At 68.8% G+C, this 21855-nt stretch carries 17 protein-coding genes; 12 read left to right on the top strand and 5 right to left on the bottom strand.

All coding sequences use genetic code 11. The annotated features are described in order from the left end of the window. Positions 1-12: 12 nt before the first annotated feature. The gene (gene rmuC, locus H5U26_RS08380; RefSeq protein WP_290618577.1) at positions 13-1407 is read right to left on the bottom strand and encodes a DNA recombination protein RmuC; all 1395 of its coding nucleotides are present in this window, start codon (positions 1405-1407) and stop codon (positions 13-15) included. A 122-nt stretch (positions 1408-1529) separates the two neighbouring features. Between rmuC and ald the strand changes: the two genes are divergently transcribed. Next, a complete protein-coding gene (gene ald, locus H5U26_RS08375) occupies positions 1530-2642 on the top strand; it encodes an alanine dehydrogenase (RefSeq protein WP_290618575.1) in 1113 nt (370 codons plus the stop codon). Positions 2643-2810: 168 nt separating this feature from the next. Here ald and cysZ read toward each other — a convergent pair whose 3' ends face one another. Next, positions 2811-3527, bottom strand: coding sequence for a sulfate transporter CysZ (gene cysZ / locus H5U26_RS08370; RefSeq protein WP_290618573.1), 717 nt, complete (start codon positions 3525-3527; stop codon positions 2811-2813). A 316-nt stretch (positions 3528-3843) separates the two neighbouring features. Between cysZ and H5U26_RS08365 the strand changes: the two genes are divergently transcribed. From H5U26_RS08365 to lon, 3 genes are read left to right on the top strand one after another with little or no spacing between them, the layout of a single operon-like run. Then, complete coding sequence (locus H5U26_RS08365) at positions 3844-4650, top strand: endonuclease/exonuclease/phosphatase family protein (protein WP_290618571.1); 807 nt, start codon at positions 3844-3846, stop codon at positions 4648-4650. A gap of 20 nt (positions 4651-4670) precedes the next feature. Further along, the gene (locus H5U26_RS08360) at positions 4671-5093 is read left to right on the top strand and encodes an Hsp20/alpha crystallin family protein (protein WP_290618569.1); all 423 of its coding nucleotides are present in this window, start codon (positions 4671-4673) and stop codon (positions 5091-5093) included. A 2-nt stretch (positions 5094-5095) separates the two neighbouring features. After that, entirely contained in the window at positions 5096-7483 is a 2388-nt protein-coding gene (lon, locus tag H5U26_RS08355) for an endopeptidase La (RefSeq protein ID WP_290618567.1), read from the top strand. Between the two features lie 31 nt (positions 7484-7514). Here lon and ispH read toward each other — a convergent pair whose 3' ends face one another. After that, a complete protein-coding gene (gene ispH / locus H5U26_RS08350) occupies positions 7515-8471 on the bottom strand; it encodes a 4-hydroxy-3-methylbut-2-enyl diphosphate reductase (RefSeq protein WP_290618565.1) in 957 nt (318 codons plus the stop codon). A 128-nt stretch (positions 8472-8599) separates the two neighbouring features. Here ispH and H5U26_RS08345 point away from each other — a divergent pair, with 128 nt between their 5' ends. The 5 genes from H5U26_RS08345 to H5U26_RS08325 all read left to right on the top strand — a co-directional run bounded on the left by H5U26_RS08345 (position 8600) and on the right by H5U26_RS08325 (position 15395). Further along, positions 8600-9553: an AEC family transporter gene (locus tag H5U26_RS08345; protein WP_290618564.1), complete on the top strand. Its 954-nt coding sequence runs from the start codon at positions 8600-8602 to the stop codon at positions 9551-9553. A gap of 107 nt (positions 9554-9660) precedes the next feature. Further along, positions 9661-11934 carry a 3-hydroxyacyl-CoA dehydrogenase/enoyl-CoA hydratase family protein gene (locus H5U26_RS08340; protein WP_290618562.1) on the top strand — a complete coding sequence of 758 codons (2274 nt, stop codon included), beginning with the start codon at positions 9661-9663 and terminating at the stop codon, positions 11932-11934. A 129-nt stretch (positions 11935-12063) separates the two neighbouring features. Beyond that, a complete protein-coding gene (locus H5U26_RS08335; protein ID WP_290618560.1) occupies positions 12064-13662 on the top strand; it encodes an electron transfer flavoprotein-ubiquinone oxidoreductase in 1599 nt (532 codons plus the stop codon). Between the two features lie 36 nt (positions 13663-13698). Beyond that, on the top strand, positions 13699-14445 hold the full coding sequence (locus H5U26_RS08330) for an electron transfer flavoprotein subunit beta/FixA family protein (RefSeq protein WP_290618558.1): 747 nt from the start codon (positions 13699-13701) through the stop codon (positions 14443-14445). Next, positions 14445-15395 carry an FAD-binding protein gene (locus H5U26_RS08325; RefSeq protein ID WP_290618556.1) on the top strand — a complete coding sequence of 317 codons (951 nt, stop codon included), beginning with the start codon at positions 14445-14447 and terminating at the stop codon, positions 15393-15395. Before H5U26_RS08330 ends, H5U26_RS08325 begins: the two co-directional genes overlap by 1 nt. Positions 15396-15428: 33 nt before the next feature. Here H5U26_RS08325 and H5U26_RS08320 read toward each other — a convergent pair whose 3' ends face one another. Together H5U26_RS08320 and H5U26_RS08315 are read right to left on the bottom strand one after the other, a co-directional pair. Next, positions 15429-16931: a DHA2 family efflux MFS transporter permease subunit gene (locus H5U26_RS08320; protein ID WP_290618554.1), complete on the bottom strand. Its 1503-nt coding sequence runs from the start codon at positions 16929-16931 to the stop codon at positions 15429-15431. A 3-nt stretch (positions 16932-16934) separates the two neighbouring features. Then, entirely contained in the window at positions 16935-18008 is a 1074-nt protein-coding gene (locus tag H5U26_RS08315) for an HlyD family secretion protein (RefSeq protein WP_290618552.1), read from the bottom strand. Positions 18009-18740: 732 nt separating this feature from the next. Between H5U26_RS08315 and H5U26_RS08310 the strand changes: the two genes are divergently transcribed. The 3 genes from H5U26_RS08310 to hslU are packed head-to-tail and all read left to right on the top strand — an operon-like array spanning position 18741 to position 21805. After that, complete coding sequence (locus H5U26_RS08310) at positions 18741-19859, top strand: aminotransferase class V-fold PLP-dependent enzyme (protein WP_290618550.1); 1119 nt, start codon at positions 18741-18743, stop codon at positions 19857-19859. Positions 19860-19915: 56 nt separating this feature from the next. Beyond that, entirely contained in the window at positions 19916-20455 is a 540-nt protein-coding gene (gene hslV, locus H5U26_RS08305; RefSeq protein WP_290618548.1) for an ATP-dependent protease subunit HslV, read from the top strand. Positions 20456-20470: 15 nt separating this feature from the next. After that, positions 20471-21805, top strand: coding sequence for an ATP-dependent protease ATPase subunit HslU (gene hslU / locus H5U26_RS08300; RefSeq protein ID WP_290618546.1), 1335 nt, complete (start codon positions 20471-20473; stop codon positions 21803-21805). Positions 21806-21855: the final 50 nt, after the last annotated feature.

Here is a 21855-nt window from a genome sequence, read left to right as displayed (position 1 = left end):
CGGCCGCGGGTCTCAGAAGCCGTCGGCGGTGGCCGACTCGGGCGCCGACAGTTCCGCCTGCGCCTGGTCCAGCAACGCCGCCGGCAGGGACTTGGAGGCCTCCACGCCCAGCGCCTTCAGGTCCTCGGCCCGCTTGACCAGGTTGCCGCGGCCGCTGACCAGCTTGTTGCGGGCCGCATCGAAGGCATTGCGCGTGCTGGCAAGGCGGCTGTCGACGGCGTCCAGGTCCTGCACGAAGCCGACGAACTTGTCGTAAAGATCACCGGCCCGACGGGCGATTTCCTGCGCGTTGCGGCTCTGGTGCTCGAAGCGCCACACGTTCTGGATCATGCGCAGCGTGGTCAGCAGCGTGGTCGGGTTCACCAGGCCGATGTTGCGCTCCAGCGCCTCGCTGAACAGCGCCGGCTCGGCGCGCAGGGCTTCCATGTAGGCCGGCTCGATCGGCACGAACAGCAGCACGAAATCGAGCGAGCGCACGCCCGGCAGCAGTTGATAGTTGCGCTCGCCAAGGCCGCGGATGTGCGCGCGCAGGGAGGCCACGTGCTCGCGCAGTGCCTGGGCGCGGGTCAGATCGTCCGCGGCACTGGCGTAGCGCTCGTAGGCGGTCAGCGATACCTTGGCGTCGATCACCACGTCCTTGCCGTCCGGCAGGTGCACGATGGCGTCCGGCCGCTGGCGGCCGGTCTCGCTGCTGACGCTGACCTGCAGCTCGTACTCGCGGTCTTTCTGTAGGCCAGACTGTTCCAGTACGCGCTCGAGCACCATCTCGCCCCACACGCCCTGGGTGCGGGTCTGGCCCTTGAGGGCGTTGGTCAGATTCACGGCGTCCACGGCAATGGTCTGGTTCAGATCGCGCAGGGTGTGGATTTCCTTCAAAAGCGACACCCGGTCGCGCGATTCCTTGTCGTAGACGTCCTCCACGCGCTTCTGGAAGCCCCCGATCTGCTCGCGCAAAGGATTCAGCAGCGCTTCCAGATTGGTCTTGTTCTGGTCGGTGAAACGGCGGCTTTTGTCTTCCAGGATTTCCTGTGCCAGGTTCTTGAACTGCTCGGTCAACTGCCCGCGCGCTTCCTGCAGCACGGCCAGCTTGTCCTCGCTGCGGCGGCGTTCCTCCGACAGCTCGGTCATGGCGCGTTCCAGACGCACGGCCAGCGCCTGCGCCTGGTCGGACTTTTCGCGCAGCTGCGCCTCCAGCGGAGCAAGCCGGGCGCAGTCGGCCTGCAGCCGGGCGCGCTCCTCGGCCAGCGACTGGCGCTGGGCGCGCAGGCTGTCGAGCTCGGTCGTGAGCTCCGCGGCCTGCCGCTGGTTCGCATTGAGACGGCCGCGCGTCTGGATCAGAAAAATCGCCAGCACGAGGGCCAGCAGCCCGGCCGCCACGGCGACCGCGGCAAGGACGGAAAACGTCATGCCCGGAAACAGTCCAAGAGTCTGGTACAAGGTTTGCACGATAACCGAATCGGAAACCCATCGGATGCTCTGACCGTGGCCGCTGCCGCGCCACGGCATCGTCCCCAAGCGAAGAGTCCGTCATGAACATAGGCATCCCGACCGAGATCAAGGACAACGAAAGCCGCGTGGCCCTCACGCCGATCGGCGCGGCGGCCCTGACCGGCGCCGGCCACGTCGTGCGGTTGCAGCGCGGCGCGGGCGTCGGTTCCGGCTTTGCCGATGCCGAGTACGTCGCCGCCGGGGCGGTGCTGACCGACGCCGCCGGTGCCTGGGACTGCGATCTGGTGGTCAAGGTCAAGGAACCGCTGCCGGCCGAGTACGGCTACCTGCGCGGCCAGATGCTGTTCACCTACCTGCACCTGGCCGGCGTCGATCCGGCCCTGACCGAGGCCCTGCTGGCCAGTCGCACCACCGGCATCGGCTACGAGACCGTGCGCGACGCCGCCGGCCACCTGCCGCTGCTGGCGCCGATGAGCGCCATCGCCGGCAACATGGCAGCGGCCGTCGGTGCCTGGTACCTGGCCAGACCACACGGCGGCATCGGCGTGCAGCTCGGCCGCGTACTGGGCGAGCCGCACGGGCGGGTGTTGGTGGTCGGCGATGGCGTGGTCGGCCAGCACGCCGCGGCCAGCGCGGCGGCACTGGGCGCCGAGGTCATCGTCTACGGCATCGACGCCGATCACGGCGCGGCGCTGTTGAAGCACCTGCCCGCGAACGTGAGCTGGCGGCTGTCGACGCCGGAGGCGATCACCGCCGAACTGGCGCAGGCGGATCTGCTGATCGGCGCCGTGCTGCTGCCCGGCGCCCGCGCGCCGCACGTCGTCAGCGCCGACATGGTCCGCCGCATGCGGCCCGGCACGGTGATCGTGGATGTCAGCATCGATCAGGGCGGCTGCGTGGAAACCGCCCACCCGACCAGCCACTCCGACCCCGTGTACCCGGTGCACGGCGTCATCCACTACTGCGTCACCAACATGCCGGGCGCCTACCCACGCACCGCCACCGTGGCCCTGACGCAGGCGACGCTGCCGTATCTGAAAACACTGGCCGCCGGTGGCCGCGCGGCGCTGCTCAGCGACCCGGCGCTGGGGGCGGGCGTCAACACCCTGGATGGCTATGTCACGTACCGGGCCGCGGCCGAGGCACTGGGTCTTTTGGAACGGCACCGGCCCTTGGCGCAGATTGCGCCCTGACGGGCAAGCGACAGCCGGGGTGGAGCGGTCCAGGTTGATGGGTTGATGGCACCGCGCCGGCTTTGCCCCCGTCGTTGCGAGGAGCGCGCCGCGGGACGCGGCAACCTTGCTTTGGGTTCCGTGTCGCGATGCCTGGCAAGACCACGGCCCCTAGTCGAGTCCCGCTGTTCAGTCCCTATCGTCGTCCCGTACCAGCAGGCAGGCACCGATCACCGCCGCCGGCATCAGCAGCAGATTCACGATCGGCACCGCGCCCAGCAGCAGCACGCTGCCGCCAAAGCCCAGCACCCGCAGCGGCATGGCAGCGGCCGTCTGGCGCACGGCACCAAAATCAAGGCCCCGGTTGCCCAGCGGGTAGTCGAGGTACTCGAGCGCCAGCAGCCACGCCCCCAGCAGCAGCCACAGCGGTCCGGCGACCAGGTTCAGGCCCGGCACCCACAGCAGCAGACCCAGCGGCACGGCCCGCACCAGGAAGTAGCCCAGCTTGCGCAGTTCGCTCAGCATCGCCTGTGCGGCCTCACCCAGCCAGCCGCCGGCCGGCGGCGCGACATCGCCACTCACGCGGCGCGCCAGGATCACATTGAACGGCGCCCCGATCAGGTTCGCCAGCGCCGTGAAGGCATACACGAACACCAGCAGCAGGGCCAGACCGAACAGCGGCCAGGCCAGAAACGCAAGCCAGTCCAGCCAGCCCGGCAGCGCATCCTGCAGCCAGCGCACGGCCGCCGCCACGCGCCCGGCAGCCCACACGCTGCCGGCTCCGAACAGCAGCGCGTTGATGGCCAGCGGCGCCAGCACCAGACTGCGCCAGCGGCGATCGAACAGGCACCGGAATCCCCGCCACAGACAGGCGGGGCCGGACAGGGGATGGTCGAGTATCGGCATGGCTATGGCGGATATTTCGGGTCAGAACATCACATCTTGGCAAACGGTAGCAGTTCGGCCCGAGGGCGGGCCTCCCACACGGTGCCCCCGTTGTGGGAACGGCGCCCTCATTGTGGGAGCGGCGCCCGCGCCGCGAACCAACCAGCACCACGCCGGCCCCGTCTGATTGACATCACAGCCGCCGGCCCCCGGCCCATGCCAACATGCCACGCAGCCCGCAACGTGGTCCAAGCCCCGGGACGGTCGCCCTTGCGCACCGCCGCACCGACCCCATCTTGCAACACACAGTGCCGATCCCGGCGCGTCCGGACACCCCATGTCTCATCCCGAAAATCGCCTGCGCGTTCTGACCTACAACATCCAGGTCGGCATCGACACCGGCCGCTACCGCCAGTATCTGACGCGCGGCTGGCGGCATGTGCTGCCGTTCGGCGGGCGTCAGGAGAACCTCGACCAGATCGCCACCGTGCTGCGCGACCACGACATCGTGGCGCTGCAGGAAATCGATGCCGGTTCCTACCGCGGCGCCTTTCTGAACCAGGCCCAGTACCTGGCCGAGCGGGCCGGCTTTCCAAACTGGCACCTGCAGGTGAACCGCAACTACGGGGCGCTGGCCCGCCACGGCATTGCCGTGCTCAGCCGTCTGCCGCCGACCGGCATCCGCGAATGCCGCCTGCCCGGTTTCCTGCCCGGACGCGGCGCGCTGCTGGTGAGCTTCGGCAGCGAGGCCCGGCCGCTGCACGTGCTGGCGGTGCACCTGTCGCTGGGCCAGCGCTCGCGCCAGCGCCAGCTGCGCTATCTGGCGCGCCTGTCGGCGCACTGCAAGGACTTGATTCTGCTGGGCGACATGAACTGCCCGGCCTGGCAGCTGCAGCGCCACTCCAGTCTGATCAATGCCGGGCTGCACGTGGCCGACACCGAGGGTCACAGTTACCCGTCCTGGCGGCCGCGGCGTAACCTCGACCACGTGCTGCTGTCGCCGAGCCTGAAGGTGCGCCACGCGCGGGTGCTGGACCATCCGATGTCCGACCACCTGCCGGTGGCGGTGGAACTGGACCTGCCGCCGGCGCTGGCCGCCAGTCTGGCCCACGGCCGGGTCGGCACGCTGCCGGCCTGCGCCTGAACACTGCACGGAGGATCGCCATGCCATCGCGTGATCTGGAACGCTGGATGTGGGCCGAGGCCTGCTCGATGCTCGACCAGGCCGAACGCCTGCAGCGACAGTTTTTCGACCCGCCGGGCCGGCGCGGCGCGGCGCGCGCCTGGCAGCCGCCGGTGGACATCTACGCCACCGGCAACGAGCTGGTGATCATGGCCGCGCTGCCCGGCGTCACCGCCGAGCGGCTGGAGGTCGGCATCGACGGCGCCATGCTGGTGATCGCCGGCGAGCGGCGCCTGCCGGACGCCCTGCGCGGCCATCAGGTACAGCGCCTGGAAATTCCGCGCGGGCGCTTCGAGCGGCGCCTGCGCCTGCCGCCGGGCGTCTATCAGATCGACCGCCTGGAACTGAACCACGGCTGCCTGGTGCTGGTGCTGCACCGGGTCGACTCGCTGACCGGAGAATGAACATGAACGCGAACAACCCCGAAGTCACCGCCGCGGCCGTGAGCACGGTCGGCGACGACGTGCTGCTGATCCTGCCGGTGCGCAACCTGGTGCTGTTTCCGGGCGTGGTGATGCCGCTCACGGTCGGCCGCAAGGGCTCGGTGGAAGCCGCGCAGGAAGCCGCGCGCAGCGACCGGCCGCTGGGTCTTTTGCTGCAGAAGGACGCCAGCATCGACGACCCCGGCCCGGACGACCTGTACCGCGTCGGCACCGTGGCCAGCGTGCTGCGCTTCGTGTCCGCCCAGGACGGTGCGCACCACCTGGTGTGCCAGGGCGAGGAGCGGTTCCGGGTGCTGGACTTCATCCCCGGTCACCCGTATCTGCTGGCGCGGGTGGAGCGCCTGCCGGCCGCGCCGGAAACCGGAGTCGACGCCGAGGCGCGCGTACTGAGCCTGCGCCAGCAGGCGCTGCAGGCGCTCGAACTGCTGCCGCAGACGCCGGCCGAGCTGGTGCACGCCATCCAGTCGACGCCGACCGGCTCGGCGCTGGCCGACCTGATCATCAGCTACATGGACCTGAAGCCCGAGGAGAAACAGCAAATCCTCGAACTGATGGACCTGCCGCAGCGCCTGATGCGCGTGTCGGAACTGCTGGCGCGGCGCATCGAGGTGCTGCGGATCTCGCGCGACATCTCCCAGCAGACCCGCGAGAAGCTGGACGAGCGCCAGCGCGAGTTCGTGCTGCGCGAGCAGCTCAAAACCATCCAGAAAGAGCTGGGTGAAGCCGACGATCAGGCGGCCGAGGTGCAGGAAATCGCCGAGGCCATCGCCAAGGCCGGCATGCCGGAAGAGGTCGAACAGCACGCGCGCAAGGAACTCAAGCGCCTGGAGCGCATGCCCGAGGCCTCCGGCGAGTACCCGATGCTGCGCACGTACCTGGACTGGCTGACCGAGCTGCCGTGGAGCGTCGCCAGCACCGACAGCCTGGACATCCCGGCCGCGCGCAAGGTGCTGGACGAGGACCACTGGGGCCTGGACAAGATCAAGCGGCGCATCCTGGAGCACCTGGCCGTGCGCAAGCTCAGCCCCGAGGGCAAGAGCCCGATCCTGTGCTTCGTCGGGCCGCCGGGCGTGGGCAAGACCTCGCTCGGGCAGAGCATCGCCCGTGCCATGGGCCGCAAGTTCCTGCGCGTGTCACTCGGCGGCGTGCACGACGAGGCGGAAATCCGCGGCCACCGGCGCACCTATGTGGGCGCGTTGCCGGGCAACATCATCCAGGCCATCCGCCGGGCCGGCACGCGCAATCCGGTGCTGATGCTCGACGAGATGGACAAGCTCGGGCAGGGCTTTCACGGCGACCCGTCGTCGGCGCTGCTGGAAGTGCTCGACCCGGAGCAGAACAATTCCTTCCGCGACAATTACCTGGCGGTGCCGTTCGATCTTTCGCAGGTGATGTTCATCGCCACCGCGAACGTGCTCGACAACATCCCAGGTCCGCTGCGCGACCGCATGGAGGTGATCGAACTGCCCGGCTACACGCAGGAGGACAAGCTGCAGATCGCCCGTCGCTACCTGATCGACCGGCAACTGAAAGCCTGCGGCCTGAGCGCCGAACAGGTGGAACTGACCGACGCCGCCATCGGCGTGATCATCGACGGCTACACGCGCGAGGCCGGCTGCCGCAACCTGGAGCGCGAAATCGGCGCCGTGCTGCGGCATGTCGCGGTGCGCGTGGCCGAGGGCCAGACGGGCTTGCAGCGCATCGATGCGGACGACGTGCCGGCCATTCTGGGTGCGCGCAAGTTCGACTCGGAACTGGCCATGCGCACTGCCATGCCGGGCGTCGCCACGGGTCTTGCCTGGACCCCGGTCGGCGGCGACATCCTGTTCATCGAGGCCAGCCGCGTGCCGGGCAACGGCAAGCTGATCCTGACCGGCCAGCTGGGCGACGTAATGAAGGAAAGCGTGCAGGCGGCCCTGAGCCTGCTCAAGGCCCGCGCCGACACGCTGGGCCTGGCAGCGGATTCCTTCGACAAGCACGACATCCACGTGCACGTGCCGGCCGGCGCCATCCCCAAGGACGGACCCAGCGCCGGCGTGGCGATGTTCGTGGCCCTGCACTCGCTGCACAGTGGCCGCTGCGTGCGCGCGGATACCGCCATGACCGGCGAAATCAGCCTGCGCGGCCTGGTGCTGCCGGTCGGCGGCATCAAGGAAAAGATCGTCGCCGCGCACCGCGCCGGCATCCGCCGGGTGATGCTGCCGGCGCGCAACAAGAAGGACTACGACGACATCCCGGCCAGCGCCCGCGAACACCTGGAGTTCGTGTGGCTGGAAAACGTCGACCAGGCGCTGGGGGCCGTGTTCGACTGTGCCGAACAGGCCGATGCGCTGGCCGCCGATGGCGGCTGAGGCCGGCGTCAGAAACGCGCGGTGACTGTTGTCAGCGCAGGTCGGCGGGCAGGCGGCCGCGGCCCGGGCGCGCCAGTTCCGGCGGCAGGCGGAAGATGGCTTCTTCGGCCACGCCGACCTGGGTGTCGATGGCGTCCAGGCCCAAGCCTTTCAGGCGTTCGATGACGGCATCCACCAGCCGTTGCGGCGTGGAGGCGCCGGCCGTGATGCCGATGCGCGTGTCCGGCCCGAACCAGGCCGGATCCAGATCGGCGGCATCGCCTAGCAGGTAGGCCGCCTTGCCGGCACGCTCGCCGACCTCGCGCAGGCGGTTCGAGTTGGAACTGTTGTGGGCGCCGACCACCAGCAGCACGTCGATGTCGGCAAGCAGCGCCTTGACGGCGTTCTGGCGGTTTTGCGTGGCGTAGCAGATGTCGTTGGTGTCCGGGCCGCGGGCGGCCGGAAAACGCGCCTTGAGCGCGTCGATCACGTCGCGCGTGTCGTCCATGGACAGCGTGGTCTGCGTCACATAGGCGACCCGCGCCGGGTCGGCCACGACCAGCGTGTCGACCTCGGCCGGTTCGCCCACCACATGCACCCGCCCGCGCACGCTGCCGCGGGTGCCTTCCACTTCCGGATGGCCAGCGTGGCCGACGATGACGACGTCGTAGTCCTGATTCGCATAGCGCTGGGCCTGGCCATGCACCTTGGTGACCAGCGGGCAGGTGGCGTCGATGCTGCGCAGGCCGCGCGCGGCGGCGGCCTCGACCACGCTGTCGGCCACGCCGTGGGCGCTGAAGATGGCGCGCGCGCCGGGCGGGATTTCGTCCACGGTTTCGACGAAGATCGCACCGCGGCTGCGCAGATCATCGACCACGTGCGGGTTGTGGACGATCTCGTGCAGCACGTAGACGGGCGGGCCGTACAGTTCGAGGGCGCGCTCGACGATGTCGATGGCGCGCACCACGCCGGCACAAAAGCCGCGCGGTTCGGCGAGGATGGCTTGCATGGCGGATTTTCGCTGGGGAGTCCCGCTTACCATACCGCACGCAGGCCGCTTGTGGCGCGCCCGGGCCGGGCTGCAACCGTCCCGGCCGCCTGCGGCAAGCAATTCAGAACAAATCCAGGGAGCCGCCCGTGATCAGCCTCGCCCCGGTCCTGCAACAGGCGCTGCTGCCGGTCGGCACCATCATGGGCTTGGGGTATGTGTGGCGGCGCCTGCGCCCGGCGGGTCTGGATGCACCGACGGTGCGGCGGGTGATCGGCGGGCTGGTGATGTATCTGTTCTACCCGGCGCTGGCGTTTCACACCGTGATCCGCGCGCAGGTGAATGCCGACCTGATTCTGGCGCCGGCGCTGACCATGTTCGCCATCGTGCTGGGGATGGGTCTGGCCTGGGCGCTGTTCCGGCAGCGCATGTTCGCCCTGCAGGGGCCGGCGCAGCTGGGCGCGCTGGTCATTGCCAGCGGCCTGCCGAACATCATCTCGCTGGGCATTCCGGTGCTGCAGGCACTGTTCGGGCCGGACGCTGCACGCTACGCGATCTATGCCGACATTCTGGGCATCAACCCGCTGTTCTGGTCGCTGGCGCTGTGGGTGGCGGTGCGCTGCGGCACCCACGGCGAGCACCTGCAAAGGCCGGGGCAGTTCCTGCGCGTGCTGGCCACGCTGCCGCCGATCTGGGCCTTTGTGGTCGGTTTCGCGATGAACCTGCTGGGCGTGCCCGTCGCGCCGGGCATCGACAAGGCTGCCGGCATGCTCGGTTACGCGACCATGCCGTGCATGCTGCTGACGGTCGGCATGTCGCTGTCGTTCGGGCATTTCAGCACCTTCTGGCGGCAGATTGCCGGCGTCGCGCTCATCAAGCTGGCGCTGGTGCCGGTGGCGGTCTATGGCCTGGCCCGGCTGGCGGCCGGAGCGGGCGAAACCACAGTCGCCACCACCTTGCTGATGGGTATGCCGACCATGATGGCGAGCATGATCCTGAGCGAGCGCTTCGGTCTGGATACGGAGCTGTTGGCGGCGGTGATGGTCGGCTCGACGCTGCTGTACTTCGTCACCCTGCCGATCGGCATGGCGCTGTTGCTGTGAAGGCCAATGTGAAGGCCGACGGCTTGCCAGCGGTGGCTAACATTCATTAAGGTTTGCGGCTTCGTTGCGGTGCAGAAAAGCAGCAACAGGATTTGGGGGGCGCGCAGGTGACGCTGGACACGACGATCAGGCAGGTGGCGGTGCTGGGCGCCGGCAACATGGGCGCCGGCATTGCCGCGCAGGTGGCAAACGCCGGTGTGCCGGTGCTGCTGCTGGACCTGACGCGCGAGGCGGCCGAGCGCGGCAAGCAGGATCTGTTCAAGCGCAAGCCGGCGCCGCTGATGAACCGCGCGGCGGCCGACCTGATCCGCACCGGCGGCTTCGACGAGGATCTCGGGTGGCTGTCCGAGGTCGACTGGATCGTCGAGGTGGTGGTCGAGCGCCTACCGATCAAGCAGGCGCTGTTCGAGCGGGTTGAGCGCGTGCGCCGACCCGGCTCGATCGTCAGTTCCAACACCTCCGGCATCCGCCTTTCGGAAATCACCGCCGGCCTGCCGCCAAGCTTCGCGGCCGATTTCCTGATCACCCATTTCTTCAACCCGCCGCGCTACATGGGCCTGCTGGAGCTGGTGGCTGGTCCGGCCACTCGGCCACAGGCGACCGAAGCGCTGCGCGAGTTCTGCACCGTGCAGCTGGGCAAGGAAGTGGTCGATGCCCGCGACACGCCGTCGTTCATCGGCAACCGTATCGGCGTGCTGGCCATGCTGGCCGGGGTGCGCGCGGCGCTGCAGCTGGGCCTGACGGTCGAGCAGGCCGACGCCGTCGCCGGCAAGCCGATCGGCCTGCCGGGCACCGGCGTGTTCGGCCTGATCGACCTGGTGGGCCTGGACGTGCTGGCCGACATCGCGCGCAACATGCAGGGCCAGTTGCCGGCCAGCGATCCGGCCATGGCGCTGCTCGACCTGCCGCCGCTGCTCAAGACCCTGCTGGAGCGCGGCTGGATCGGTCGCAAGGCCGGCGGCGGTTTTTATCGCCTGCACGGACCGGACAAGCAGCGGCAGGTGCTTGACCTGGGCACACTCGATTATCGGCCGCAGCAGAAGGTGGACCTTGCCAGCGCCAGGGCGCGTACGCCGGTCGAGCTGCTCGCGGGCGACGATGCGGGGGCTGCTTTCGCGCGCAGCCTGCTGGGCTACGCCCTGACCTACACGGCCACCGTGGCGCCGGAAATCGCCGGCGACGTGCTCGCCATCGACACCGCCATGCGCGAGGGCTATTCATGGCGCTGGGGGCCGTTCGAGCTGCTGGATCAGATCGGCCTGGCCGGGTTTGTGCAGCGCCTCGAGGTCGACGGCCAGCCGGTGCCGGCGCTGCTGCAAACGGCACTGGCCAGCGGCGATGGACGGTTCTATCGCGAGGAATCCGACGGCCCGCAATACCTCGGCTTCGATGGCGTGTATCGGCCGCTGCCGCGTTCGGCCGACACGCTGGCCGTGGCCGACCTGCGCCGCACCGGCAAGCCGGTGCTGGGCAACGCCTCGGCCAGCCTGTGGGACATGGGCGACGGCGTGGCACTGCTCGAGTTCCACACCAAGATGAACGCGCTCGACGAGCACAGCGTCGAGGCCATGCAGCTGACGCTGGACCGGGTCGGGCAGGATTTTCAGGCGCTGGTCATCGGCAGCGATGCGCCGCATTTTTGCGCCGGCGCGAACCTGAAACGCATGCTGGACGCGGCCCGCGGCGGCGACTGGGCGTTCCTGGACGGCTTCATCGACGGCCTGCAGCGCGCCCTGATGGGCTTCAAGTACGCGCCGTTCCCGGTGGTCGGCGCGCCGCGCGGGCTGGCGCTGGGCGGTGGCTGCGAGGTGCTGCTGCACTGCAACGCGCTGCAGGCGCACGCCGAACTGAACGCCGGGCTGGTGGAACTGCGCGTCGGCCTGCTGCCGGCCGGCGGTGGTACCAAGGAAATGACGCTGCGCTATCTGGACGCCGGTGTCGAGCGCGGCTTCGACCTGCTCGTCGGTGCCGTGGTGTCGCAGTCGGCCGCCGAGGCGCGTGACATGCGCGTGCTGACCGACCGCTGCGCCATCACCATGCACCGCAGGCGCGTGCTGGCCGATGCCAAGGCGCTGGCCCGGCGCATGGTCGGGGCCTATGCGCCGGCCAAGCCGGCGGTGGTGAATTTGCCCGGTCCGGCTGGCCGGGCGGCGCTCGAAGCGCGCATCGCGGCGCAGGTCGAGGCCGGTAAAATGACCGCCCACGACGCGGTGGTGGCCGGCCACATGGCCGCCGTGATGAGCGGCGGGGCAGGGGGGCAGGTGACCGAACACGACCTGCTGCGCCTGGAGCGCGAGCATTTCCTGGAACTGCTGCGCTTGCCCCTGTCCCAGGCGCGCATGGAACACATGCTGGCGACCGGCAAGCCGCTGCGTAATTGAAAAAGCTTGTGCGTGCGGGCGCGGCCATGGCGTTTTTGCAGGAGCGGCTTATGCCCGCGACCCCGGTCCGCTGGTGGACAATCCGGCAATGAAAATGAATAACTGGCTGACCAAGGGGATCAGGCGGCGATGAGCGAGCGCGACGTGATCGAATTCGACGTGCTGGTGGTCGGTGCCGGCCCCTCCGGCCTGGCTACCGCCATCCGCCTCAAGCAGCTCAGCCCCGGCATGAGCGTGTGCCTGATCGACAAGGCCTCGCAGGTCGGCGCGCAGATCTTGTCGGGCGCGGTCATCGAGCCGCAGCCGCTCGACGAGCTGTTGCCCGGCTGGCGCGACACTCCGCCGCCGGTGTGCGTGCCGGTGCGTCACGACGAGTTCGCGTTCCTGACCAAGACCCGCCGCCTGCGCTCGCCGGTGATCCCGCCGCAGATGCGCAATCACGGCAATTTCATCGTCTCGCTGGGGGCGCTGTGTGCCTGGCTGGCGCCGCAAGCGGAGGCCTTGGGCGTCGAGGTGTTTCCGGGTTTTGCCGCCGCCGAGCCGCTGTTCGACGAGGGCGGCCAGCGTGTGATCGGCGTGCGCATCGGCGACATGGGTCTGGACAAGCAGGGTCGACCGAAGGACAGCTTCACCCCCGGCATCGATATCCACGCCAAGACCACCGTGCTGGCCGAGGGTTGCCGCGGCAGCCTTGCCAAGCAGCTGATCCGCCATTTCGGGCTCGACGCCGGCATCGATCCGCAGACCTACGGCATCGGCATGAAGGAGCTGTGGCAATTGCCGGCCGGCCGCGGCGATCCGGGCCTGGTGCAGCACACCATCGGCTGGCCGCTGGATTCGGCCACTTACGGCGGCAGCTTCATCTATCACCTGACTGACGATCGGGTGGCGGTGGGTTTCGTGGTCGGGCTCGATTACAGCGATCCGAACTTCTCGCCCTTCGAGGCCTTCCAGCAGTTCAAGCACCACCCGACCGTCAAGCCGCTGCTGGAAGGCGGCAGCATCATCTCGGCCGGCGCCCGGGCACTGGTGGAAGGCGGGCTGCAGTCGCTGCCGCGCCTTGGCATGCCCGGCGCGCTGCTGGTGGGTGACGCCGCCGGCATGATCAACGTGCCCAAGATCAAGGGCACGCACATGGCGCTGCGCGCCGGCATGCTGGCGGCCGAGCATCTGGTGGCTGAAGCGGGCGACCGCTTCGATGCCGGCTGGCGGGCCTCGCCGTCGGCGGCGGAACTGAGGCGCGTGCGCAACATCCGCCCTGGCTTCCACCACGGCCTGTGGGCCGGCCTGGCCAATGCGGCGCTCGAAACGGTGACCCTCGGTCACACGCCCTGGACGCTGCGCAACCATGCCGACCACAGCGCGCTGCATCCTCTGTCGGCCGGCGCGCCGCCGCCCGATTACGTGGAACGCACGCTCGAGCCGCGCGACCGGCTGGCCTCCGTGTACTTCGCCGCCACCGAGCACGACGAGGACCAGCCGGTGCACCTGCACGTGGCCGACACCAACATCTGCGTCACCCGCTGCCGGCAGGAATACGGCAATCCGTGCACGCGCTTCTGCCCGGCCAATGTGTATGAGATGGTCGAGGAGGAAGGCGCCCTGCGCCTGCAGATCAACGCCGCCAACTGCGTGCACTGCAAGACCTGCGACATCAAGGATCCGTACCAGATCATCACCTGGGTGCCGCCGGAAGGCGGCGCCGGTCCCAATTACGTCAATCTGTAAGACGACCGCCCGGCGGTCATTTCCCGAGGAGAAACCATGAAAGTCCTGGTGGGCGTCAAGCGCGTGGTCGACTACAACGTCCGCATCCGCGTCAAACCCGACGGCAGCGGTGTGCTCACCGACGGCGTCAAGATGAGCATGAATCCGTTCGACGAAATCGCCGTCGAGGAAGCCATCCGCCTGCGCGAGCGCGGCCACGCCACCGAACTGGTCGCCGTCAGCATCGGCCCGCAGGCGGTGCAGGAACAGCTGCGCACGGCGCTGGCCATGGGCATGGACCGCGCCATCCACGTGGAATCGGCCACCGCCCTGCAGCCACTGGAAGCCGCGCAGGTGTTCTGTGCCCTGGCGCAGCAGGAGCAGGCCGACATCGTGCTGCTGGGCAAGCAGGCCATCGACGACGACTCCGGTCAGACCGGGCAGATGACGGCCGCCCTGTGGGGCCGGCCGCAGGCGACCTTCGCATCGGCCATCGAGATCAACGGCGGCACCGCCCGCGTCACGCGGGAGGTGGACGCCGGCCTCGAGGTCATCGAGGTCGACCTGCCGGCCGTGTTCACCACCGACCTGCGCCTGAACGAGCCGCGCTACGTCAAGCTGCCGGAGATGATGAAGGCCAAGAAAAAGCCGCTGGATGTCAAGCCGGTCGCCGAACTGCTGGGTGGCAATGTGCCGCGCCTGGAGCTGGGCGCGGTGCGCCCGCCACCGGCGCGCGGTGCCGGCATCAAGGTAAAGAGCGTTGAAGAACTGGTAACGGAATTGCAGGGGCGGGGGCTGATCTGATGGCCAAGGTATTGCTGGTTGCCGAACACGACGGCACCAAACTGAACGCCGGCACCGCCAAGGTGCTGGCCTGCTGCGCGGACCTGGGCGCCGAAAGCATCGACGTGCTGGTGTCCGGCGCCGACGGCGCCGGGCTGGATGGCGTGTGCGCGCAGGCGGCGGCGCTGGCCGGCGTGAGCCGGGTGCTGAAGAACGCCGATGCCCGCAACGCCGCGCCGCTGGCGGCAATCCTGGCACCGCAAATCGCCGAGCTGGCGGCCGGTTACGGCTACGTGCTCGGGCCATCCACCACCTTCGGCAAGGATCTGCTGCCGCGCGTGGCGGCGCTGCTGGGCGCCCCGGCGGTATCCGACATCATGAAGGTGCTCGGCCCGCGCAGCTTCGAGCGGCCGATCTATGCCGGCAACGCCATCCTGACCGTGAGCGTGCCGGACGGCGCGCCGGTGGTCGGCACCGTGCGCGTGGCCTCCTACAAGGCGGTCGGCGAACAGGCGTCGGCGCCGGTGGAGATCGTCAGCAGCAGCGCCGAGCTGCCGACGCACACCCGCTTCGTCGAGCTGCGTGCCGGCTCCAGGGACCGACCGGACCTGCAATCCGCCAACAAGGTGGTTTCGGGTGGCCGCGGCGTTGGCAGCAGCGAGAACTTCCGGCTGATTTTCGAGCTGGCCGACAAGCTGGGGGCCGCGGCCGGTGCCTCGCGGGCGGCAGTCGACGCCGGCTTCGTGCCCAACGACATGCAGGTCGGCCAGACCGGCAAGGTGGTGGCGCCGGAGCTGTACATCGCGGTCGGCATCTCGGGCGCCATCCAGCACCTGGCCGGCATCAAGGACGCCGGCACCATCGTCGCCATCAACAAGGACGCCGACGCGCCGATCTTCGAGGTGGCCGACATCGGTCTGGTGGCCGACCTGTTCGAGGCGGTGCCGGCGCTGGTCAAAGCGCTGCCTTAAATCCCTCGCGCCGCACCGGCGCGAGGCTGGGCCTCACTCGGCCATGGCGGCGGGGTCAAGCTCGATACGCGCCGGGCGGCGCAGCAGGAACACCAGCGGCGCCGCCAGGGCGGTGGCGATCATCATCACGTGAAAATCGTTGGTGTAGGCAATCATGCTGGCCTGGCGATTGACCTCGGCGTCCAGCAGCGGCAGGTTGTTTTGCAGCATCGCCGGCAGCTCGTGCAGGCGAAACGGCGTCAGGTGTTCGCCGATCTGCGCATGGTTGATCTGGATGTTGCGTGCCAGCAGCGTGGTGACCAGGGAAATACCGACGCTCGACCCAAGGTTGCGTATCAGGTTCATCAGGCTGGCAGCCTCGCCGCGCCGGGACGCCGGCAGGGTGGCAAACGCCAGTGTGCTCAGCGGCACCCAGATCAGGCCCACGCCCACGCCCTGCACGATGCCGGTCATCAGGATGTCGCGCGTCCCGACATCCAGGCTGAAGCCGGACATCTGCCACTGCGCAATCGCGGCGATGACGAAACCCAGGCCGACCAGGAGGCGTGGATCGATGCGATTGATGATGCGGCCGATCAACAGCATGGCGACCATGCTGCCCAGGCCGCGCGGCGCCAGCAGCAGGCCGGATAGCACCACTGGGTAACCGAGCAGGCCTTGCATCAGCGGCGGCAGCAGCGCCAGGGTGGCGAACAGCACGATGCCGACCACGAAGGTCAGCATGCACGCGGCGCTGAAATTGCGGTCCCGCAGCAAGGCCGGGTCGACGAACGGGTGCCGGCGCGTGGTGGCCGTGTGCACGATCAGGAAATACAGGAACAGCCCCGCCAGCACGGATTCGACCACGATCTCGGTGGAGCCGAACCAGTCCTTCTGCTGGCCGCGGTCCAGCATCAGCTGAAAGGCGGCGACGGCGACGCTGAGCATCACGAAACCGGCCCAGTCGAAGGGCTTGTCGGTGCGCGGCGAGCGTCTGGGCAGCTGACCGGCAAGCAGCAGATACGCCAGCACGCCCAGCGGCACGTTGATATAGAACACCCAGCGCCAGTTGTAGTTGTCGGTCAGCCAGCCGCCCAGGGTCGGTCCAAGAATCGGCGCCACTGTCACGCCAAGCCCCCAGATGGCCATGGCCGAGCCGTGCCGCTCGCGCGGGTAGGCGTCCAGCAGCGCCGCCTGTGACAGCGGTGCCAGCGAGGCGCCAAAGCTGCCCTGCAGGATGCGGAACAGCACCATCTGCGGCAAGGTGGCGGCCATGCCGCACAGCACCGAGGCAGTTGTGAAGCCGGCCACCGACGCCAGAAACACCCGGCGGATGCCAAAGCGCGACGCCAGCCAGCCGGTCGGCGCAGTCAGGATAGCCGCCGCGACGATATAGGACGTCAGTACCCAGGTGATCTGGTCGGCCGTGGTCGCCATGCTGCCCTGCATGTGCGGCAGGGCCACGTTGGCGATGGTCGAATCCAGCGACATCATGGCCGTCGCCAGCATGGTGCCAAGCGTGATCAGGCGCCGGCTGCCGGCGTCGACAACGGTCACGGCTCAGCCCGTCAGCCAGCTGGCATAGCGGCCGGTGTCGATGCGCACGTTCACGCTCAGGCCCGCGCGCAGGGGCTCCTCGTGCTCGTGCGGGTCCAGGCTCAGGCGCACTTTCACCCGCTGCACCACCTTTACCCAGTTGCCGCTGGCGTTCTCCGGCGGCAACATAGAAAACTCGCTGCCGGTGGCCGGACTGATGCTTTCGACGGTGGCGTGCCAGACCTGATCCGGATAGCTGTCCACGCGCACCTGCGCCGGCTGGCCGACGTGCACGTAGGTCAGGTCGGTTTCCTTCAAGTTGGCCTCGATCCATGGGTGCTCGACGTCGACCAGGCTGAACAGCGCCTGTCCGACATTGACGACGTCACCCGGGCCGATTTCCTGGACCCGCGCCACCACGCCGTCCATCGGCGCCTTGAGCGTCGTGCGGTCCAGGTTCAGCTGCGCCTGATCCACCTGCGCGCGGGACTGCAGGTACATCGGGATGTGGTCCAGCGGCGTGGCCGGGTCGCCGCTCAGGATCGCCGAGACCTGATGCATGGACTGCACGACCGCATCGGCGCCCTTGCGTGCCGCGGCCAGCTTGTGCTGCGCCTCTTCGTAGGCAGTACGCGACGTGAAGCCGCGCACCACCAGGTCCTGCTGGCGAGTGAACTCGCGCTGGTAGTAATTGATGTCGACCTCGGCCTGCGACAGGTCGGCCCGGCGCTGGCCGTGGGTGGCGCGCAGCGCCTCGATCTGCCGGGCCGTGTTATCCATGCTGGCCGTGGCCTGCGCCAGGGCGATCTGGTACGGCTGCTGGCGCAACTGCACCAGCACCTCGCCGGCCTTCACCGCCTGGTTTTCATGCACCGCAATCTGAACCACCTTGCCCGTCACTTCCGGGCTGATCTTGACCACGGTGGCCTTGATGTAGGCATCGTCAGTGCTCGCGTAGCGCTGGCCGCGCAGATAGAAATATCCGCTGCCGACAGCGACCACGACAGCGCCGAGCGCAAACAGTGGCCGGCGCAGGCGGCGACGCAGATCGGATGGTTCGGGCGTGGCTGGGGGCGGGGTGTCAGCGGTGTCGTTCATGGCGTGGAAAGAGTGTGATGGGGGCGTTGACCGGGGCAAGCCATAAGGCACGTTCGAGCCCGTTATCCGGGACAGGCCCACGGTATTGAAGGTACGTGTTTTATGGAGTACGGCCGCATGCGGTGTTCAGCCCACACGGCGGCAGACCGACCGGTCGGTCAAACTACTGCCTCGCCAGAGTCTCGGCGCAGACACAGCGCAGGTGTGCGCTGACCGGCGGGAGAGGGTAGCGGGACGAGCGTAGTGTAACGGACCAGAAAACGGTGGCGACCCGAACGCGCAGTACGCAGGCTAGGGCGCCTGATCCTGTTCAAGCGCGTGGCCTGCACCCAATCCGCAATCTTGAGCCCCGAACACATCGCCGTTGGCGCAATGTGGTCGCAGCTGTTTCACTGAAGGGAAATGCCCGGCAGATCGAAGCCGTCCAGGATGTTGACCAGCTAGCACAGGCCCACGACCTGCCACTGCAGGCGTCTGCACGGCTGTGCGTCGACCTGCGCCTGCAGCGACCGGGAAGTTTCGGTCATCGTTGTCCTTGGTCTGTCGGCCGCGATCAGCACGCGCGATCAGCACGTCTGCCGATGCTCGACACAGTCGAGAAAAGGCGCCGCGGATCGTGCCGCGTTTCGTTCAGGCTGGTCGCCGTGAAGCCACGCCCATGCGCGCCGAGAACGCCCTTGCGAACGGTCGCGGGCGATACTGGACCCACGACTCCCGCCGGGATGGCCCGACATGAACCTTGCTGCCGAATTCGACCTTGCTCCCGACCTGATCTACCTGAACCACGCCGCGGTCGCGCCGTGGCCGCGCCGCACGGCGGACGCCGTGGCGCGCTTTGCGGCCGAGAATGCCCGCGATGGGGCGCGCCACTACCCGCGCTGGTTGCAGGTCGAGCGGCTGCTGCGCGAGCGCCTGGCGCGGCTGATCGGTGCGCAGGCGCCGGATGTTGCGCTGCTGAAGAACACCTCGGAGGCGATCTCGGTGGTGGCCTTCGGGTTCCCCTGGCAGGCCGGCGACAACCTGGTGCTGGCAGCCGAGGAGTTCCCGTCGAATCGGATTGCCTGGCAGGCGCTGGCGCGGCTTGGCGTGCAGTGCCGGGTGGCACAGCTGACCGGCGCCAGCGATCCCGAGCAGACCTTGCTGGACCTGATCGACAGCCGCACGCGCCTGCTCACGGTGTCGTCCGTGCAGTACGGCAACGGCCTGCGCATGGACCTGGAGCGCCTGGGCGCGGCCTGCCGCAGGCGCGGCGTGGCGCTGTGCGTGGACGCCATCCAGAGCCTGGGTGCGCTGGCCTTCGATGTCGACGCGGTCCAGGCCGACTTCGTGATGGCGGACGGTCACAAGTGGATGCTGGGGCCGGAGGGCCTGGCGCTGCTGTGGGTGCGGCCAGCCTGGCGCGAGCGCCTGACGCTGTACCAGTATGGCTGGCACATGACGCGCCAGGCCGGCGATTTCGACGCAACCGAATGGCAGCCGGCCGACGACGCGCGGCGCTTCGAGTGCGGCAGCCCGAACCTGCTGGGTGCCCACGGGCTGGATGCCAGCCTGTCGCTGCTGGAGGAATACGGCATGCAAGGCGTGCAGGCAGACCTGCTGGAACGCAGCGCGCACCTGATCGAACGCATCAGCGCCGCGCCCGGCCTGGAGCTGCTCAGTGACCCGCGCGCCGAGCGTCGCAGCGGCATCGTCACCTTTCGCCATCGCGGCATCGACAACGCCGCGCTGCACCGCCGCTTGAGTGAAGCGGGCGTGGTGTGCGCGCCGCGCGGCGGCGGGGTGCGCTTCTCGCCGCACTTCCACACGCCGCTGCAGCAACTCGACGCGGCGCTGGCGGTCGTACCAGACTGAGACGGCGCAGGCGGCGGGTAGAATCGCCGGTTCATCGAAACAACGACGGAAACCGCATGGAAGCCTTTCACGGCACGACCATCCTGTCCGTCCGGCGCAACGGCCGGGTGGTGCTCGGCGGCGACGGCCAGGTCACGCTCGGCAACATGGTCATGAAGCGCGGCGCGCGCAAGGTGCGCCGCCTGCACCACGGCAGGGTACTGGCCGGCTTTGCCGGCGCCACGGCGGATGCCTTCACGCTGTTCGAGCTGTTCGACGCCAAGCTCGAAAAACACTCCGGTCAACTCGCCCGCGCGGCGGTGGAGCTGGCCAAGGACTGGCGCACCGACCGGCTGCTGCGGCGGCTGGAGGCCATGCTGGCGGTGGCCGACGCGGAAACCTCGCTCATCATCTCCGGCAACGGTGACGTGCTGGAGCCCGAGGATGGCCTGATGGCCATCGGCTCCGGCGGCGCCTTCGCCCAGTCCGCGGCGCGCGCGCTGCTGGATCACTCGCAGCTCGATGCGCGGCAGATCGTGGAGGCGGCGCTGGGCATCGCCGCCGACATCTGCATCTACACCAACCGTGAATTCACCTTCGAGGAACTGGGCGCCTGACGCCCGTATCGGCCCATGTCCATGACCCCGCGCGAAATCGTCCAGGAACTGGACAAGCACATCATTGGCCAGGACGCCGCCAAGCGTGCCGTGGCCATCGCCCTGCGCAACCGCTGGCGCCGTCAGCAGGTGGCCGAGCCGCTGCGGCACGAGATCACGCCCAAGAACATCCTGATGATCGGCCCGACCGGCGTCGGCAAGACCGAGATCGCGCGCCGCCTGGCGCGCCTGGCCGGGGCGCCGTTCCTGAAAATCGAGGCGACCAAGTTCACCGAGGTCGGCTACGTCGGCCGTGACGTGGAGTCCATCATCCGCGACCTGATGGACGTGGCCGTCAAGCAGACCCGCGAGCAGGAACTGGCCAAGGTGCGCCACCGCGCCCAGGATGCCGCCGAGGAGCGCGTGCTGGACCTGCTGCTGCCCGGTTCGCGCAGCGAGGACAGCTGGTCGACCGCCGACGCCGCCGCCGACACGCGCCAGAAGCTGCGCAAGCGCCTGCGCGAAGGCCAGCTCGACGACAAGCTGGTGGAGGTCGAAGTCAGCCTGCCGCAGGTCGGGGTCGAGATCATGGCCCCGCCGGGCATGGAAGAACTGACCCAGCAGCTGCAGGGCATGTTCCAGAACCTGGGCGGGCGGCGCACGCGCCGGCGTCAGGTGCGGGTGCAGGAGGCGCTGCGCCTGCTGACCGACGAGGAAGCCGCCAAGTTCGTCAACGACGACGACATCAAGCGCAGCGCCATCGCCAATGCCGAGCAGAACGGCATCGTGTTCATCGACGAGATCGACAAGATCACCCAGCGCGGCGGCGGCCAAGGTGGCAGCGGCGGCGAGGTGTCGCGCGAGGGCGTGCAGCGCGACCTGCTGCCGCTGATCGAGGGCAGCACCGTCACCACCAAGTACGGCCAGGTGCGCACGGATCACATCCTGTTCATCGCGTCCGGTGCGTTTCACCTGAGCAAGCCATCGGATCTGATCCCGGAGCTGCAGGGCCGGCTGCCGATCCGCGTCGAGCTCGAATCGCTGCGGGTCGAGGATTTCGTGCGCATTTTGACCGACACCGACGCGGCGCTCACCGAGCAGGCCACGGCGCTGCTGGCCACCGAAGGCGTCACGCTGCAATTCGTGCCGGAGGGTGTGCAGCGGCTGGCGCAGATTGCGTTCGAGGTCAACGAGCGCACCGAGAACATCGGCGCCCGCCGCCTGCATACGGTCATGGAGCGCCTGCTGGAAGACCTGTCCTTTGCGGCGCCCGACCGCAGCGGCCACCAGGTGACGGTGGATGCCGCCTATGTCGACCAGCGCCTCAAGGATCTGGCCGGCGATCAGGACCTGAGCCGCTACATTCTTTAGGGCCCGGGCACGGACATCCAACGCAGGAATCGCGCAGGCGATTGAAACTG

It is taken from the genome of Immundisolibacter sp. (assembly GCF_014359565.1).
In the GTDB taxonomy this organism is placed as follows: Bacteria; Pseudomonadota; Gammaproteobacteria; order Immundisolibacterales; family Immundisolibacteraceae; genus Immundisolibacter.
This window is presented reverse-complemented; position numbering and strand designations above follow the sequence as displayed.